Annotated in this window: 13 protein-coding genes; 11 read left to right on the top strand and 2 right to left on the bottom strand. The window is 28.5% G+C overall.

Annotated elements, in window-relative coordinates:
- Nucleotides 1-618: MucBP domain-containing protein (locus H612_RS10095; protein WP_027130917.1), on the top strand; the 618-nt coding region annotated here is incomplete at its 5' end.
- Between the two features lie 148 nt (nt 619-766).
- Here the strand turns inward: H612_RS10095 and H612_RS0107695 are convergent.
- Nucleotides 767-1,213, bottom strand: coding sequence for a flavodoxin domain-containing protein (locus tag H612_RS0107695; protein WP_027130916.1), 447 nt, complete (start codon nt 1,211-1,213; stop codon nt 767-769).
- Between the two features lie 331 nt (nt 1,214-1,544).
- Here H612_RS0107695 and H612_RS0107690 point away from each other — a divergent pair, with 331 nt between their 5' ends.
- The 9 genes from H612_RS0107690 to H612_RS0107650 all read left to right on the top strand — a co-directional run bounded on the left by H612_RS0107690 (nt 1,545) and on the right by H612_RS0107650 (nt 13,510).
- Complete coding sequence (locus H612_RS0107690; protein ID WP_027130915.1) at nt 1,545-2,945, top strand: cation:dicarboxylate symporter family transporter; 1,401 nt, start codon at nt 1,545-1,547, stop codon at nt 2,943-2,945.
- A 192-nt stretch (nt 2,946-3,137) separates the two neighbouring features.
- The gene (gene mnmG, locus H612_RS0107685) at nt 3,138-5,015 is read left to right on the top strand and encodes a tRNA uridine-5-carboxymethylaminomethyl(34) synthesis enzyme MnmG (protein WP_027130914.1); all 1,878 of its coding nucleotides are present in this window, start codon (nt 3,138-3,140) and stop codon (nt 5,013-5,015) included.
- Nucleotides 5,016-5,017: 2 nt separating this feature from the next.
- Nucleotides 5,018-5,731, top strand: coding sequence for a 16S rRNA (guanine(527)-N(7))-methyltransferase RsmG (gene rsmG, locus H612_RS0107680; RefSeq protein ID WP_027130913.1), 714 nt, complete (start codon nt 5,018-5,020; stop codon nt 5,729-5,731).
- 225 nt (nt 5,732-5,956) lie between these two features.
- A complete protein-coding gene (locus H612_RS0107675; protein WP_027130912.1) occupies nt 5,957-7,006 on the top strand; it encodes a PTS sugar transporter subunit IIC in 1,050 nt (349 codons plus the stop codon).
- Nucleotides 7,007-7,169: 163 nt separating this feature from the next.
- A complete protein-coding gene (locus tag H612_RS0107670) occupies nt 7,170-8,102 on the top strand; it encodes a ketopantoate reductase family protein (RefSeq protein WP_027130911.1) in 933 nt (310 codons plus the stop codon).
- A gap of 151 nt (nt 8,103-8,253) precedes the next feature.
- The gene (locus H612_RS0107665; protein WP_027130910.1) at nt 8,254-8,613 is read left to right on the top strand and encodes an Asp23/Gls24 family envelope stress response protein; all 360 of its coding nucleotides are present in this window, start codon (nt 8,254-8,256) and stop codon (nt 8,611-8,613) included.
- 11 nt (nt 8,614-8,624) lie between these two features.
- The gene (locus H612_RS0107660; protein ID WP_027130909.1) at nt 8,625-10,274 is read left to right on the top strand and encodes a DAK2 domain-containing protein; all 1,650 of its coding nucleotides are present in this window, start codon (nt 8,625-8,627) and stop codon (nt 10,272-10,274) included.
- 225 nt (nt 10,275-10,499) lie between these two features.
- A complete protein-coding gene (locus tag H612_RS0107655; protein ID WP_027130908.1) occupies nt 10,500-11,033 on the top strand; it encodes a CvpA family protein in 534 nt (177 codons plus the stop codon).
- 137 nt (nt 11,034-11,170) lie between these two features.
- The gene (locus tag H612_RS0107650) at nt 11,171-13,510 is read left to right on the top strand and encodes an endonuclease MutS2 (protein WP_027130907.1); all 2,340 of its coding nucleotides are present in this window, start codon (nt 11,171-11,173) and stop codon (nt 13,508-13,510) included.
- A 70-nt stretch (nt 13,511-13,580) separates the two neighbouring features.
- Here the strand turns inward: H612_RS0107650 and H612_RS0107645 are convergent, their stop codons facing one another.
- Nucleotides 13,581-14,093 carry a GNAT family N-acetyltransferase gene (locus tag H612_RS0107645; protein WP_027130906.1) on the bottom strand — a complete coding sequence of 171 codons (513 nt, stop codon included), beginning with the start codon at nt 14,091-14,093 and terminating at the stop codon, nt 13,581-13,583.
- 239 nt (nt 14,094-14,332) lie between these two features.
- Between H612_RS0107645 and H612_RS09350 the strand changes: the two genes are divergently transcribed.
- On the top strand, nt 14,333-17,014 hold the full coding sequence (locus H612_RS09350) for an endonuclease/exonuclease/phosphatase family protein (RefSeq protein WP_051210195.1): 2,682 nt from the start codon (nt 14,333-14,335) through the stop codon (nt 17,012-17,014).
- The last annotated feature ends 405 nt before the right edge of the window (nt 17,015-17,419 follow it).

Here is a 17,419-nt window from a genome sequence, read left to right as displayed (position 1 = left end):
ACTGATGAAGAAGGAGAAAATCCAAAAGAAATAACAAAAGATGGAAAAACATATGTGTTAGTAGGACATAAAAAAGATTCATCAGCAGAAACAGGAAAAGTGATAGAAGGAACAACAACAGTTGTTTATGAATACAAAGAAAAAGAAGAACCACAACCGCAACCACAGCCAGAGCCAAGACCACAAGTCAAAGAAGGAAATGTTATTGTCGAATATCGTGATGAAGAAGGAAATGAGTTAAAAACTCCGAGAACAGATACACCGAAATCACCGGTAGGAACAGATTATAACACTGATGAACCTGGAGAAAATCCACGTATAATTGAGAAAAATGGAATTAAATATGAATTAGTGCGTGTTAGTGGAAAAGAAACAGGAAAAGTAGTAGAAGGAACGACTAAAGTAGTTTATATTTATAAAAAAGTAACAACGTCAACTCCAATACCACCAGTGCAAACTTCAAATAATGAGATTAAGCCAATGCAAAATCAAAAAGTAGTTACATCTAAAGGTAAGCTACCAAATACTGGAATAGAAACTTCTTCAACATTACCAGGACTTACATTAATTGGATTAATTGGATTAGCAGTAAGAAGAAAATTAAAAGAAGATAAATAAATTGTTGTTTACAAAATAAAGCAGTTCACAAAGTAAAAAAAATTGCTTTATGAAAAATAACTAAAAAATAGAAGCAATTAGATATAAAATCTAGTTGCTTCTATTTTTAGATAATTAAATTAATAATTCTCAGATATAATGGCATTAACTATAATGCAGCAGAGAAATCTTCAATGAATTTATCAATATTTTCAAAATCTTCATCAGTATCTGCTTCAATTTCAATTTTTAGGTTTAGAGTAGGATTTATGGCACCAGTTTTGGCAATTTGTTCATCGAATTGGTCTACACATACACAGTATTGTTCGTACACCGTATCACCAGTTCCTATTACTCCATAGATTTTTCCATCAAAATTTTTGTCAGCAAGTGCTTCAAAAAAATCTTCCATTTCTTCTGGAAGTTCTCCATCTCCATAAGTATAAGTAGCGATGATAAAGGCATCAGCATCATCAAGAAAATCAAAATTTTCCATGTCTTCTATAAATAATTTTTCAAGTTCTAAGCCTTTTTTTTCTTCAAATTTCTCAATCATTAAATCTGATAGCATTTCAGTATTACCGGTAAGGCTAGCATAAACTAATTTTATATTCACAAAAATTTCACTCCATTCTATGTTAGATTTTAATTACTATTAAATATTATAACTCATATAAAAAATTTAGTAAATAAAAATTAAAAAAATATAAATAATTTAATTATAATTAATAGATATTTATTATATTTTAAGTTATGAGCAAAAAAATTGAAAATAAGTCTAAAATGTAGTTTAATTATATTCAACTTTAAACTTTGGAGGTATGTTATGGAAAATGAGATTACTCGTTTCCATTTTATCTGTACTTATTGTAAAAATTAACTAAGAAAAAATTTTTATAATAAATACGGAAAGTGAGTTGAGTGATCGACTCATAAGAGGTGATAAAATGGGAAACAATTTTACATTTTTTGAGAAGTTTCTTATGATTTCTACAAAAGAAACATTATTATTTTTAGTTATACTTTTTGCTTTATTTTACTTTATGTATTATCTTGCAAAAAAACGAGTTAGTTCCACTAAAAGAACTTTGTTAGCTACAGTCATCGGTTTATTATTGGGAGTTATTATTCAGGTTTACTCAGGTTTTAATGATACTCCTATGAATATTAAGTATATTGCAGAAATAACCAAATGGTATTCTTTATTTGGCAATGGATTTATTGATTTAATAAAGATGTTAATTATTCCACTAGTATTGGTATCTATAATTAATGTTATAGTTAATATTAATTATAATACTGATGTGAAAAAAATGACTCGTCTTACGCTTACAGTAACATTAGGAATGGTGGCGATAAGTTCTATTATTGGATTTTTTATTTCAGCTATTTTTAAACTTGGAAATAATTCTATTGCACTAGGAAGTGGTGATAGTAAAATTAAGGAAGTAAAAGATGTGGTAACTATATTACGTGAATTAATACCATCTAATCCTGTTAAAGCAATGACTGATTTTAATATTATTGGAATTGTAATTTTTGCAATGTTTATTGGTATTGCTGCTAGATATGTTCAAAATAAAAATGAACAAAAGGTAAAATCTTTTGTTGATTATATAGCGAGTCTTCACGTGATTGTTTCGAGAATTACGATAATGGTTATTAAGTTATTGCCTTATGCAGTAATTCCATTATTAGCCAATACTATAGCACAACGTGGTTTGAAATCTATAAAAGATGTGCTGTTATTTATAGTATTACTTTATCTTGCAATAATTATTCAATTTATAGTTCAAGCGATATTCTTAGCGATACATGGCTTATCGCCAATTACTTATTTTAAAAAAGCAAGTAAACCTTTAATTCTTGCGTTTACTTCACGCTCAAGTGCGGGAACTTTACCTTTGACAATTAATACTCTAACAAAAGAAATGGGAGTTAATCAATCAACAGCGAATTTTGTTGCCTCATTTTCTTCAACAGCAGGAATGCAAGGCTGTGCAGGAATTTATCCCACAATGTTAATAGTATTTTTAGCCAATGCTAATGGTATAGGGATAGATATTACTTTATTCTTAATGACAATAATTGTTGTTACTTTGGGTTCGGTAGGAATAGCAGGTGTGCCAGGGACTGCTATAACAGCAGCGAGTGTTAGTGTAAATGGTGTAGGTTTCGGAGCATTATTTAATCAAATTAATCCTATTTTAGCGGTGGATCCAATTTTAGATATGGGACGTACTTGTTTAAATGTAAGTGGTGGGATGACAAATTCTATTATGGTGGATAAGTATTTGAAATCATTTAATAAAAATGATTTTGAAAATTTTAATGAAAAAAATGAATGAAAATTTTAATCGTAGTATCTTATACTACGATTCTTTTTATTTCTAGCTATAAACTTTTAATATGAAATTTTAAGTTTATTATTAGTTTTTTTTCAAGTGTTATGATAATATTATAAGGGTAAAATTTAGTAATATATCAAAATTTTGGTCAAAGCATTATTTTGCAATTACGTTAAAATATATGGAGGTACTATGACTGAATTTTTAAAAGAGTATGATGTTATTGTAATTGGAGGAGGACATGCAGGAATAGAAGCAGCACATGCTGCAAGTAGAAAGGGTGTTAAAACTCTTATGATTACAATAAATTTAGATACAATAGGTTTTATGCCATGTAATCCGAGCATAGGAGGTCCTGCAAAAGGAATTGTAGTAAGAGAAGTGGACGCTCTTGGCGGACTTATGGGATATGTAGCAGATAAAACTAATATTCAAAGTAAAATGTTAAACACTGCGAAAGGTCCAGCTGTTCGTGCATTAAGGATGCAATCAGATAAGGTTGAATATCAATTAGAAATGAAAAAGATACTTGAAGATACTCCTAATTTAGATATAGAGCAGGCTATGGTTAAAGAATTAATAATAGAAGATAACAAAGTAATTGGTTTGAAAACTATGCTAGGAACTAGTTATAAGTCGAAAACTATCATAATAACCACTGGAACATATCTTCGAGGTGAAATAGTAATTGGTGATATAAAATATTCTTCAGGTCCGAATCATCAAATGCCATCAATAGATTTAGCAAAGCAATTAGAAGATTTAGGGTTTGATCTTGTAAGATTTAAAACAGGAACTCCGCCGAGAGTAAATGCAGATAGTGTAGATTTTTCAAAAACAGCTATTCAACCTGGCGATGAAGAGCATCATGCTTTTAGTTATAAAACTGAGAAATTTATAGAAGATCAAATTCCATGTTGGTTAACATATACAAATAAAAATACTCATGAAATAATAGATAAAAATTTGGGACGTTCTGCAATGTATTCAGGTGTAATAAAAGGTACAGGACCAAGATACTGTCCAAGTATTGAAGATAAATATGTTAGATTTAATGATAAAGAACGACACCAACTTTTCTTAGAACCAGAGGGAAGAAACACAAAAGAAATATATATACAAGGATTATCTACTTCATTGCCAGATGATGTTCAACGTGATATGGTAAGATCAATTGTAGGATTAGAAAATGCGGTTATTATGCGTAATGGTTATGCAATAGAATATGATGCGATAAATCCTGTAACATTATGGCCAACATTAGAAACAAAATTGATAGATGGTTTATTTACTGCAGGACAAATCAATGGAACTAGTGGATATGAAGAGGCAGCAGGGCAAGGAATTATTGCAGGAATAAATGCAGCTTGTAAAGTTTTACAAGAAAAACCTATGATTCTAGGGCGAGATGAAGCATATATAGGGGTACTAATAGATGATTTAGTAACAAAAGGTACTAATGAACCATATAGACTTTTAACTTCAAGAGCAGAGCATAGATTGTTGTTAAGACATGATAATGCAGATATGAGACTTACAGAAAAAGCATATAATTATGGATTGATAACAGAAGAAAGATATAAAAAGTTTTGCCACAAACGAGAAAGTGTGTCGAACGAAATTGAAAGACTAAAGACTTTCAGAATTACTCCGACTCAAAAAACGCTAGAAAAATTAGTAGAATTAAACAGTGCAGAAATACGTGATGGAATATTAGCAATTGATATGTTAAGAAGACCAGAACTTGATTATAATGATGTGCTGTATTTAGCAGAAGATGAAACTAAATTGTCAAAAGATGTAATTGAACAAGTAGAAATAGAAGTTAAGTATGAAGGATACATAAAAAAATCATTACAACAAGTAGAGAAACTAAAAAAAATGAATGAAATGAAAATCCCTAGTGATCTAGATTATGATGAAGTACCAAGTTTGGCATTAGAAGCAAGAGAAAAACTAAAGAAAGTTTTGCCGTTAACGATAGGACAAGCATCGCGAATTTCAGGTGTTAATCCAGCAGATATTTCTATTTTATTAGTTTTCTTAGAGCAAAGAAGAGGAAATAGATAAAGATGAACAAAGAACAGTTTTATAAAGAGGTTGAAAAAAATACAGGAATAATACTAAGTTCAATACAAAAAGAACAATTTGAAAAGTATTATAGTTTAGTAATAGAATGGAATAAAAAAATAAATTTAACTGCAATAACAGATAAAGATGAATTTTATAAGAAGCATTTTTATGATTCAATCTCACTATCTTTTTATAGAGATTATAGCAAAATTGAAAATTTATGTGATGTTGGAAGTGGTGCAGGATTTCCATCAATACCGTTAAAAATATTGTATCCAAATTTAAAAATTACAATAGTAGATTCATTAAATAAACGTATAAAATTTTTAAGTTTACTACAGGAGGAATTAAAATTAGATAATTGTAATTTTATCCATGCGAGAGCAGAAGAAATAGGTCAAAATAAAAATTTTCGAGAAAGTTTTGAAATAGTAACAGCAAGAGCAGTTGCAAGGCTAAATGTTTTATCAGAACTTTGCCTACCACTTGTGAAAAAAGATGGATATTTTTTGAGTTTAAAATCACAGAAGGCGGAAGAAGAAATTAAGGAAGCGGTAAATGTTATAAAATTGCTTGGTGGAAAGTTAGAAAAAGACATAGAATTTGAAATAGCTGGAGAAGAAAGACATATATTAGAAATAAGAAAAGCGAAAGAAACACCTAATAAATATCCAAGAAAAGCAGGAATTCCAAACAAGAAACCACTTCTTTAAAAGTGAATAAATAATAAAAAAATAATTTTTTATCAAGGAACAACTAAAATTCAACTATTTGTAAAAAAATATTTGAGAAATTTCTATAAGTTTTTTCTAGTAATAAATAGACTGAATTTAAAAGTATTTTATTTGAAAAATATTAATATAATTTCGAAAAATTCTTTACTTTTTTTCGGTTTTATATTATTATAGTGTAAACAATGTAAAAATAGGAGGTAATATATGTCGAAAAAGGTTAAGGATTTTCTTAATATTATTTTAAATGGGACAGCATTAGGAATAGTTATAGGTCTAATCCCTAATGCGGTACTTAGCACATTATTCAAATATTTAGGATCACATTTTGCTCCAGATATTTTTAAAACATTATCCCAGGCTATGTATTTATTACAATTTTCGGTTCCAGTATTAGTTGGAGTAATTATTGGACAAAGTTTGAAATTCAAACCACTTGAATCAGCAGTTTTAGGAGCAACAGTTTTAGCAGGAAGTGGTTCATTATCATATAATGCGACTGCAAAAGCGTGGACAGGAGTTCCTATGGGTGACTTATTCAATGTAATATTAGTTGCTATTGTAGGTGCTTTAGTTATATCTCTTTTACGTGATAAATTTGGTACTGTTACAATTATTTTTCTACCAATAGCAGGAGGGTTAGTATCTGCACTTGGATTAGTGACGTTACCTTATATGAAAGGATTGACTAGTCTACTAGCATCTGTTATTTTTAAGTTTACAACATTACAACCATTGCTTATGTGTATGTTAATTGCTATGGCATTTTCTTTTATGATAGTAACACCAGTTTCTACGGTAGCAATGGGAATAATATTGTTTACTAATGAGAATTTTATAGGTGCAGGAGCGGCAACTCTAGGTGTTCTTTCGGCAGCAGCAGTATTGTCAATTGGAACATTTAGAGCTAAAAATAGAGGTGCAAGTGCAGCGATAATTTTAGGTGCAATAAAACTTATGATGCCTAACTGTGCGAGAAAACCACAATTATTCTTGACTATATTAACAACATCAGCAATAACTGGAATAGCGGGATATTTTCTTAACATTTTAGGCAATCAAGATAGTGCAGGATTTGGAATTATTGGTTTAATTGGACCAACAAAATCTTACGAATTAAATCAAGGAAGTTTATTATCGATTGTTTTAGCTTTCTTTGTGATTCCATTCTTTGTTGCATTTGTGGCAGATAGACTTTATTCAGATGTATTAAAACTTTATAAAGTTGATGCATATTCAACAGAAAACTTATCATAATCAGTATTAAAGATATTTAAAAGAATTGGAAATTCTTTTAAATATCTTTTTTATCATTAAACTTTAAGATAGATAATAGATTTCGAGAACGTTGACAAAATATTAATATCAAGATAAAATATAATATATAGAAAAGAAAAATAATTAATAAGGAGAATAAGATATGAAAATTTTATTCGCTGGTGCTGGTGCATTAGGTTCGAGATTTGGGTACATGTTATTTAAAAATGGAGAGGATGTAACATTTGTTGATTCTTGGAAAGAGCATGTTGAAAATATTACAAAAGATGGACTGAAGGTAATAATAGATGATAAAGATTTAGGTAATTATTATATACCTACAAATTATCCAGAAGAAGCGACAGGTACTTTTGATGTTGTTTTTGTAGCTACAAAATCTATGCAACTTAGAAATATGTTAAATGATGTAAAACATTTGATACATGAAAATACGAAGATAATTTGTATTTTGAACGGGTTAGGACATGTTGATACACTTAAAGAATTTGTAAAAGAAGAAAATATTCTTATTGGTGTCACAGTTTGGACGAGCGGTCTTGGAGGTGCTGGAGTATTAAAAGCGTATGGGACAGGGAAAACAGAAATAAAGCAAGTTAAAGAAGAAAATTTAGAAGAAACATTAGCACTGATTGATAGACTAAATAAAGCAGGTTTGAATTTGAAATATTCAGACGATACATATCAGTCAATTTGGCATAAAGCAGGTTTAAATTGTGTTTTGAATACTTACTGTACATTAATTGATTGCAATATTAATCAATATGGAACTTATGAAAAACATTTAGAGTTAACTAGAGCGGTTTTAAACGAAGTTACTAAAGTTGGTCATGCAGAAGGTATAGATGTAAAACAAGAAATAATTGAAAAAAATATAGAAAATTGCTTTGATCCAAAAACAGCAGGATTACATTATCCATCATTGTATCAAGATATGAAAAATGGAAGGTTGACAGAAATAGATTATCTTAACGGAGCTATTTCTAAATTAGGGAAAAAACACAATATACCAACACCAGTGTGTGATATCATCACTTTAATGATTCACTCAAAAGAGTGTGTAAATAAAAATAAATAATTTTGTAATAAAAAATAAGGGCTTTTGATTAAAGAGATAATCAAAGGCTCTAAATTTTGAAGTATCAATGTTTTACTTGTATTTTTGTTATAAAAAGGGTATAATTATTCGTATGTTTCATTTTGTCTATTTTTAAATAGGAGGAAAAAATATGTCAATAGAAATTAATAATGAACTAGGTTATGTTACGATTAGTGATGATGTTATTTCATCGGTAGCTGGTGGAGCGGCTGTAAGTTGCTATGGAATTATAGGAATGGCTAGTAAAAACCAAGTAAAAGATGGAATAATAGAAATCTTAGGTAAAGAAAATTATTCTAAAGGAATAGTAGTAAAAAATGATGAAGGTAAATTAGTAATTGATTTATACATTATAGTTATGTATGGAACAAAAATTTCTGAGATTGCTAATAATGTTCAATCTTCAGTAAAATATCAAATAGAAAAAACATTAGGTGTTAAGGTAGATGAAATAAATATCTATATTCAAGGCATCAAGGTTAATAAATAGGAGGAAAGATAGTGGAAAAAATAAATGGTCTCGTTTTTGCTAAAATGATAGATTTAGGATCTAGAAATTTAGCAAAAAATGCAGAAAAAATTAACTCATTAAATGTTTTTCCAGTGCCAGATGGTGATACAGGGACAAATATGAATCTTTCTATGACATCAGGTGCAAAAGAAACTGCTGCAAATATTGTAGAAAATATAGGACAATTAGGAAAATCTTTTTCAAAAGGTTTATTAATGGGTGCGCGTGGTAATTCAGGTGTTATCCTCTCACAATTATTTAGAGGAATGTCACAATATATTGCTGATAAAAGCGAAATAGACGCTAAGGAATTTGCAGCAGCTATTCAAAATGGTGTAAGTATTGCTTATAAAGCAATTATAAAACCTGTTGAAGGAACTATACTAACTGTTGCTCGTGAAGCAGCAGAAGCGGGTGTGAAAAAATCAGAGGAAACATCATCAATTGTAGAAGTGATGGATGAAATTTATGCAGAAGCACAAGAATCGTTAAAAAGAACACCAGATTTATTACCAATTTTAAAAGAAGTTGGAGTTGTTGATTCTGGAGGGCAAGGATTAGTTTGTGTATATCAAGGATTTGTTGCTGCACTTAAAGGAGAAGAAATTGATGGCTTGGATGCTGTAGAAACTAACATAGTTGATATGCAGTTTGAAGATAATCACGATATGGATTTTATGAGTCCTGAAGATATAGTTTATGGATTCTGTACAGAATTTACAGTACGTCTATCTAATGATAAAAAAGAGTTTGATGAAGATAAATTTAGAGAGGACATGAGTAAATTTGGAGACTCATTATTAGTTATTTCTGATAGTGAGTATGTAAAAATTCACGTTCATACAGAAACTCCAGGAGATGTTTTTAATTATGGGCAACAGTATGGAGAGCTTATAAAAATAAAATCTGATAATATGCGTGAGCAACATAGAGAAGTTTTAAGGAAACAAGAAGAAAAACAATCTAACGTTTCAAAAGAACAAAAAAATCAAGCACTGATTTCAATTTCCATGGGAAGAGGACTTAGTAAAGTTTTAACTTCTATGGGAGTTGATTATATCGTTGAAGGTGGTCAAACAATGAATCCATCTACAGAAGATATAATGAAGGCTATTAAAGAAGTTAATGCAAAAAATATTTTTATATTCCCAAATAATAAAAATATTCAGTTGGCAGCTAAACAAGCGGCTGAATTAGCAGAAGAAAATGTCTTTGTAATAGAAAGTAAAACGGCACCACAAGGTTTGGCTGCAGTAATGACATTCAATACACAGGCTGCACCAGAAGAAAATTTTGCTAATATGCAAGAGGTGTTGAGCTCGGTTAGTACTTTAGAAGTAACACATGCTGTAAGAGATACTAATATTGAGGGTGTAGAAATTAAAAAAGATGAGTATATGGGAATTAAAAATGGAAAAATAGTAGTTTCAAACTTGTCATTAAATTTAGTTTTAGAGGAATTACTTGAAAAATCTATTGATGAAGATAAAGAAATAGTAACTCTGTATTTAGGAGAAGAAAGTACAGATGAGTATACCGATTTCTTAGAAAAGTTATTGGAAGAAAAGTATCCTGATGTAGAAGTAGAACTTGTTGAGTCAGGACAACCAGTTTATCCATATATTATAGGTGTTGAGTAAGAAAATTATTTATTAAATAAAAAGTAGCATTAGTCTAAGTTTGATTAATGCTACTTTAAAGTTAAATATGTATAATTTGTATAGTTGTTTTAAGTGAAATTTGTTAAAAAATATTTTAGTTGTAGATTGCGATAAGAATAGATAAATAAAATCTTTTGATAGAATTATGTAGTTTTACAGAGTATTTTTATATGAAATCAAAAATTTGTAAGAAAGGATGATTTTATGGTTGATATAATAATTGGTTTATTATTAATTTCAGGTATTTATTTAGGATATAAACGTGGCTTGATTGTTCAGTTATTTTACTTGGGAACTATAATAATAGGATATGTTATATCTATGTTATTTAGTTCAAGATTGGCATATTTATTTACTAATTTGATTCCAATACCTGCTGATGTAACAGAAGGATTAGAGGGGATTTACAAAGGATTAAATATTCCAACAGCGTATTATAGAATAATTTCGTTTATAGTTTTGTTTATATTAATTAGGTTGATCATTCAAATATTAGCCTCCGTTTTAGGAGTAGTAAGAAAACTACCATTAATAAAAACAACTGACAGATTATTAGGTGGAGTGTTAGGATTTTTAGAAATATACTTAGTAATTTTTGTAGTTTTATATTTTGTAACGGTGTTGCCATCTCCAGAATGGAAAACTACTATATTTACAAATTCTACATTACCTGATTACATACTTCAAAATACTCCAATCTTATCCAAACAGTTAATAAATTTATTTTTTAATAGATAGTAAAATATAGCAATAATCAATCTAGATTGGTTATTGCTATATTTTTTGTTAAAGAAAATTGTTTTAAAAATTTATTTATTGTATAATATTATTTATCGAATGAATATGCAGTATAAAAGAAAAGGAGTGAAGATTAATTGGATCAAATTACTCAAAAGAAATTAGATTTAGATTTAGTATTAAAAGACATTGAAAAATATTGTTATTCAGAAATATCTTTTGAAAAAATTAGAAATTTGAAATATATAAGTGATTATAATAAGTTAGTAGAAGTGCATAATGAAAATGCTGAGGGATATGATTTACTAAGGAAATATCCTAATGAATTTCGTTTGAAAATATATGATTACGAGAATAGTGTAAAAAAAGCAAAAATAGATAGTGTCCTTTCTGAAAAAGAATTATATTATATTTTGAGAAATATAATAGTATATGATAGATTTTCTAAAAGATTTGAATCGATAAAACTTCAAGAAAATAAAAACTATCCAAATTTAAGTAGATACATAGCGAAGTTAGATGATTTTGGAGATTTAGAGAGATTTTTAGATAAAATTGTTGATGAGGATGGATATATTCGTCCAGATGCATCATTAGAACTAAAGAATATAAAAACTAACATAGCAAAATTAAAAAATAAAAGTGATCATGTTCTAAAAAATATTCTACGCTCTAATGTAAAAAAGTTAACTGAAGCAATAGTTACTAAAAGAAATGACAGGGATGTAATTTTAGTAAAGCCAGAATATAAAAATGATTTTGGAGGAATAATTCATGATGAATCAGCTTCAGGAAATACTTTTTATGTAGAACCAAAAGAGAATGTAGAAATAAACAACGAAATAGGAATTTTAAGAAGAAAAGAAAGGGAAGAAATTTTAAGAATTTTAAAAGAGGCTTCTGGAGTTATAAAAGAAAAAGCAAATGAGTTGATAAACTCATTATGGAATTTTTCTCAAGTAGAATTTATTTTCTCTAAAATGAATTTTTGTAGTCAAAAAGGTTTTAATAAGCAAAATATTGTTGATACACAAAAAATAAATTTAAAAAAGGCGTATAATCCACTATTAGATGGTGGGCATGTTGTGAAAAATGATATAATCTTGGATAATGAAGGAAACTCTCTTATCATTACAGGACCAAATACGGGAGGGAAAACGGTAATTTTAAAAACTGTGGGACTATGTATTTATCTTTCACATTTAGGGTTCTATATTCCAGCTTTAGAAGAGTCTACTATTGGATTTTTTGAAAATGTTTTTGTTGATATAGGTGATGAACAATCTATCGAAAATAATTTATCAACTTTTTCTTCGCACATGACAAATATTATAAAAATTTTAAGCGAAGCTAATGATAAAAGTGCTGTTCTTTTAGATGAACTTTGTTCAGGGACCGATCCAAGTGAAGGGGCAGTATTGTCAATAGCATTATTAAATAAATTTAAACGATTAAAGTCTACAATTTTGTGTACTACTCATTATCCTGAAATTAAAAATTATTGTTTTGAGTCAGAATATTATAAAAATTCGTCAATGGAATTCGATTTTGAAAAGTTAAAACCTACATATAGGTTTATAATAGGATTACCAGGGAAATCAAACGCAATTAATATTTCATCAAAACTTGGGTTAGAAAGTTCTGTGGTTTTAGAGGCGAGTTCGTTGTTAGAAGAAACAACTAAAGAGAATAATATATTTATTGATAAGTTATCAGAAAGTATACGAGAGTATGATTACAAACTTGAGTATATTAATAAAATGATAAAAGAAATAAATGATATTAAAAACGTTTTAAATAATAATTTAGAAAAATACAATGAATATAAAGAAAGTTTGTATAATGAATTAAGTATTCAATTAAACAGTGAAATAGATAGGAAAAAAGAAGAAATGCTAGAGCTTTATAAAGAATTTAAAGAAAATTCGAGTTTAAAGCAACATGAAGTTAATGAAATTATTCATAATATGGATAAAAGTAAAAATGGCATTAAACTTGGTAAAAAATTAAGCAATCAACCTAAATTTATCAACAGTGAAATAAAAGTAGGTGATGATGTTTTAGTCTTGGGATATAATCAAAGAGCAACTGTTCTTGAAATTACAGGAAATAATCTACAAATAAAAATGGGTGCTATGAAACTTAATATTAAGAAAAAAGAAGTAAGAAAAATTGATAGCGAGCCAGAAGTTGCAACAAAATATGTTAGTACAAGTAGTGTAAGTACCAAAAAAGTGGGAATAGACATAAATGTTATAGGATTAAATACAGAAGAGGCATTACGTGAAATTGAAAATTACATGGATAAAGTAATTTTACAAGGATATGATACCTTTACGATAATTCATGGACTTGGGTCAGGAATACTTAGAAAAAATATTGGAGAATATTTAAAAAATAATCGCTATGTCGCCAGTTACAGAAGCGGTGGACAAAACGAAGGTGGTCTAGGAGCTACGGTCGTTGAGATGAAGTAACAATAATGGATTTCAGATACAGCTGTAAATATAGTTGTATCTGAAATCCATTTTTAGTAAAGAAAGAATTCTAATTTTTATAAATCCAATATCTAAGAGATGTTCTATTTTCTTCAGAAAATTCATTTTCAAAAATTCCACCACATGCTTCAATAACGGATTTTGACGCATGATTCTCTATATCACATGTTACAAGAACTTTATCTAAATGAAAATTATTGAATAAAAATTGGCAAGCAAAATTCAATCCCTTTTTAGCATATCCTTTATTTCGTTCACTTTTTCTAATACTATATCCAATATGTCCTCCGTGTTTAAGAAGATAATCATTAAGTTTATGGCGTGCATTTATTATACCAACTATTTTTTCTTCATTAACGATTAAAAATGTATGTGCTGTAACCATCCCTTCAGGACAAGTTTTTTCCATTTTAACATTTTCTATACTAACTAACCAAGTTGGAATGTCATAATTTTCTAAACGACTTCCCCCATGAATTACTTCATTATTAAATATAAATTCATCTTTAAAATTTTGAATTTTTGATTTTAAAGATATATTAGGTTCAATAAAATTAGTCATGTATACAACCTCCTACCGTTTCAACAGTATATCATAGAAGTTCTTTTATTTCAATGGTACTCAATAATTCGTAAATTATCTAATATTTAATTTATTTTTAAGTGTAATTTGTTAAATTTCGAATTAGAAGAAGTTAACAATGATTTTAAAATTAGAAAACTTTCGTCTTTGCTATTGTCTTTTTGTTACAGAAATAGTAAAATTAAATTATATTAATCAACTTTAAAGGAGAAAATATTATGAAAAACAGGAGAATAATATTAATTTTAACTAGTTTAATTTTAGGAGGGAGTTTAGTTTCGGCTCCACTAATACCTGCTCTAGAAAAAAATGCTGTTCATGCTGAAGAGGTAAACCAAAATTTTGATAGAACAAAATTAGCTATAGGTCAAAAAGTTTCAGTTCAAGGAACGGTTGTAAGTGATGTTAATGTTTGGGGAGGAATGGGTTTTTATGTAGAAACTTCCAACGGACAGGGAATATTTGTCTATCCTAAAAAAGATTTAGCTATAAAAAAAGGGAATGTAATTTCATTTATTGGGACAGTAAATCTTTATAATGGACAGTATCAGTTAACAGATATAAAAAATTATAAATTAATATCAACAACAGGTAGGGTTGAAGCTAAAACAAAAACGATTCAGGGTTTAAATACTTTGAATCAAGGAACTTATGTTAATATTGAAAATTTAGAAGTTAAAAATATAAAATCAGTGGGGAAATATAAAAGTACTATTTTTACTGCAGTAGATAGTACTGGAAAATCAATAAATGTGTTTATTGATAATAGAAGTGGTGCTGATTATAATAGAGTATCTTCGAGAATATCAAATGGAGCTAAAGTTTCAATAAAAGCTATCTTATCTGTTAACGATAAAGGGATTTTAGAGTTGAAACCATATTCTTTAGATGATATTAAAATTCTTTCAGGAAATGGTAAGGTTAATGAAGAAAAAATAGTGGAAAATATTGGTGTGATTCAAGGAGAAAGTCACGATTCTCCACTACAAGGACAAAAGGTAAAAGTGAAAAATGTAGTAGTAACTAAAGTAACCACTAAGGGATTTTATATTCAAGATATAACTCCAGATAATAACCCTAAAACTTCTGATGCAGTGTATGTTGTATCAAAAGAAAAAGTTAATGTAGGTGATAGACTTACCGTGGCGGGTGTTGTAGAAGAAGGGTACGGAGATGGGTATGCAGATAAAAATAAAACAGATTTATCCACTACCCAAATAATTGGAGAAAAAATAGAAAAAAATGGAACAGCAGAACTACCAGAAGCAATTGATATTTCTAAGAAAATGCCAAAAAATATCATAGATAATGATCAATTTTCTAAATTTGATCCTGAAGAAGATGCGATAGATTATTGGGAAAGCCTAGAAGGAATGCTAGTTAAGGTAGAGCAACCACGTGTTCTTGGTCCACAGCTTTATGGCGAAATATATGTTTTACCAAAAAATTATAATGATAGACCATTGAATAATGCAGGTGGTCTTAATCTAAATCCTAATTATCGTACAACAGAGATTATTCCTATTTTGGTGGGGAATAGAAAGTATAGAGCAAAAGCAAAAGATTATTTTACAGAAGACATTAAAGGAGTAGTAACTTACACTTATGGAGCGTATAAGGTAGAAGCCCTATCTATGCCTAAGATACATAATGGAAATTTAGAAAGAGAAGTATCTAAATTATTACCATCTAAAGACAAGTTAACTATTGCTTCATATAATATAGAAAATTTTTCAGCCAATACTTCATCAAAAGAAACGCCTGAAGAAAAAGTAGAAAAAATAGCAAAATCATTTATTAATGAAATTCATAATCCAGATATTATAAGTTTAATAGAGGTACAAGATAATAATGGTGGTGTTGATGATGGAACTGTAGATGGTACCAAGAGTGGTCAACGTTTGATAAATAAAATAAAAGAATTAGGTGGTCCAGAATATAAATATACAGAAGTAGCACCTGAAAATAATGTAGATGGAGGGAAACCTGGAGCTAATATAAGAGTAGCATTTTTGTATAATCCTAAGAGAGTAGAATTGGTGGAAAAGCAAATTGGTGGAAGTAGGGAAGCAGCAATTTTTGAAAATGGACATTTGTTAAAAAATCCATCAAGAATTGAGCCAACTAATCCAGCATTTGATAGCGTAAGAAAATCTTTGGCAGCAGAATTTAAATTCAAAAATGAGAATATAGTAGTAATAGCCAATCACTTAAAATCAAAACGTGGAGATGATTCACTGTATGGGAGAAAACAACCAGCGATAGAAAATTCTCAGGCAAGTCGTATAGAACAAGCTAATATTATTAATAATTTTGTAAAAAATGGTTTAAAACAAAATCCTAATTTAAAATTTGTTTTAACAGGTGATTTTAATGATTTTGAATTTTCAAAAACGATAAAAGCTGTAGAAGGAAATGAATTAATAAGTTTATTAACAAATCATGATGAAGCTGATCGTTACTCATATTTTTATAGAGGGAATAATCAGAGCTTAGATAATATACTAGTTTCTAAAAATATACTATCAAAAAGTAAGTTTGATGCAGTACATGTTAATTCTTCGTTTATGAAAGAAGATGGAAGAGCATCAGATCATGATCCATTAGTTGTACAAATAGATTTTAGCAATAGTGATACTGGCATAAGAAAAGATAACAATAATTCTCAAAAAGATAACAATGATTATGGAAAAAAACAAAATGATAATAGCCAACAGAGTAACAAAAAACATCAAGATAATGGAAAAGTTTCAACACAAAATAAAGAAAACAGCAAAGATAAAAAAACTAATGAGAGAAAATTAGCTAAGACAGGAATAGCCACAAGTGGTTATGGCATAATAATATTGTTAGGTGCTGTTTATGTTGGATATATTATTAGAAGAAGATATAAAAATTAAATATAGATAAAATAAGGTAGGTGTTATAAATTATAATACCTACCTTATTTTATTTTTTGGTAAAAACCACCTTGACATAGAGGGAAGAAGATGATAGAATAAAAAAGTCTTAGAGAAGAGACGAACGATAGAGAAGAAAAGAGAAGTAAATGTTAAGGAAAAAATAAAAAAGTACTTGACAAATAAAAAAGTAAATGATAGAATAGAAAAAGTCTTCAAGAAGAAGATAGTAAAGAAAAAAGCACAGAAAAAAAGATGAAAAAAGATAAAAAAACATCTTGACAAAGAAGTGCAAAAATGATAAGATATAAAAGTTGCTAAAGCAACAAACTTGAACATTGAAAACTAAACGAATTAAGTCAACGTTAATTCCAAAAAGGACAGTTTAGAAAAGAAACTATAAAA

Origin of the sequence: Gemella cuniculi DSM 15828 (genome assembly GCF_000425665.1) — a bacterium.
GTDB classification, from domain to species: domain Bacteria; phylum Bacillota; class Bacilli; order Staphylococcales; family Gemellaceae; genus Gemella; species Gemella cuniculi.
This window is presented reverse-complemented; position numbering and strand designations above follow the sequence as displayed.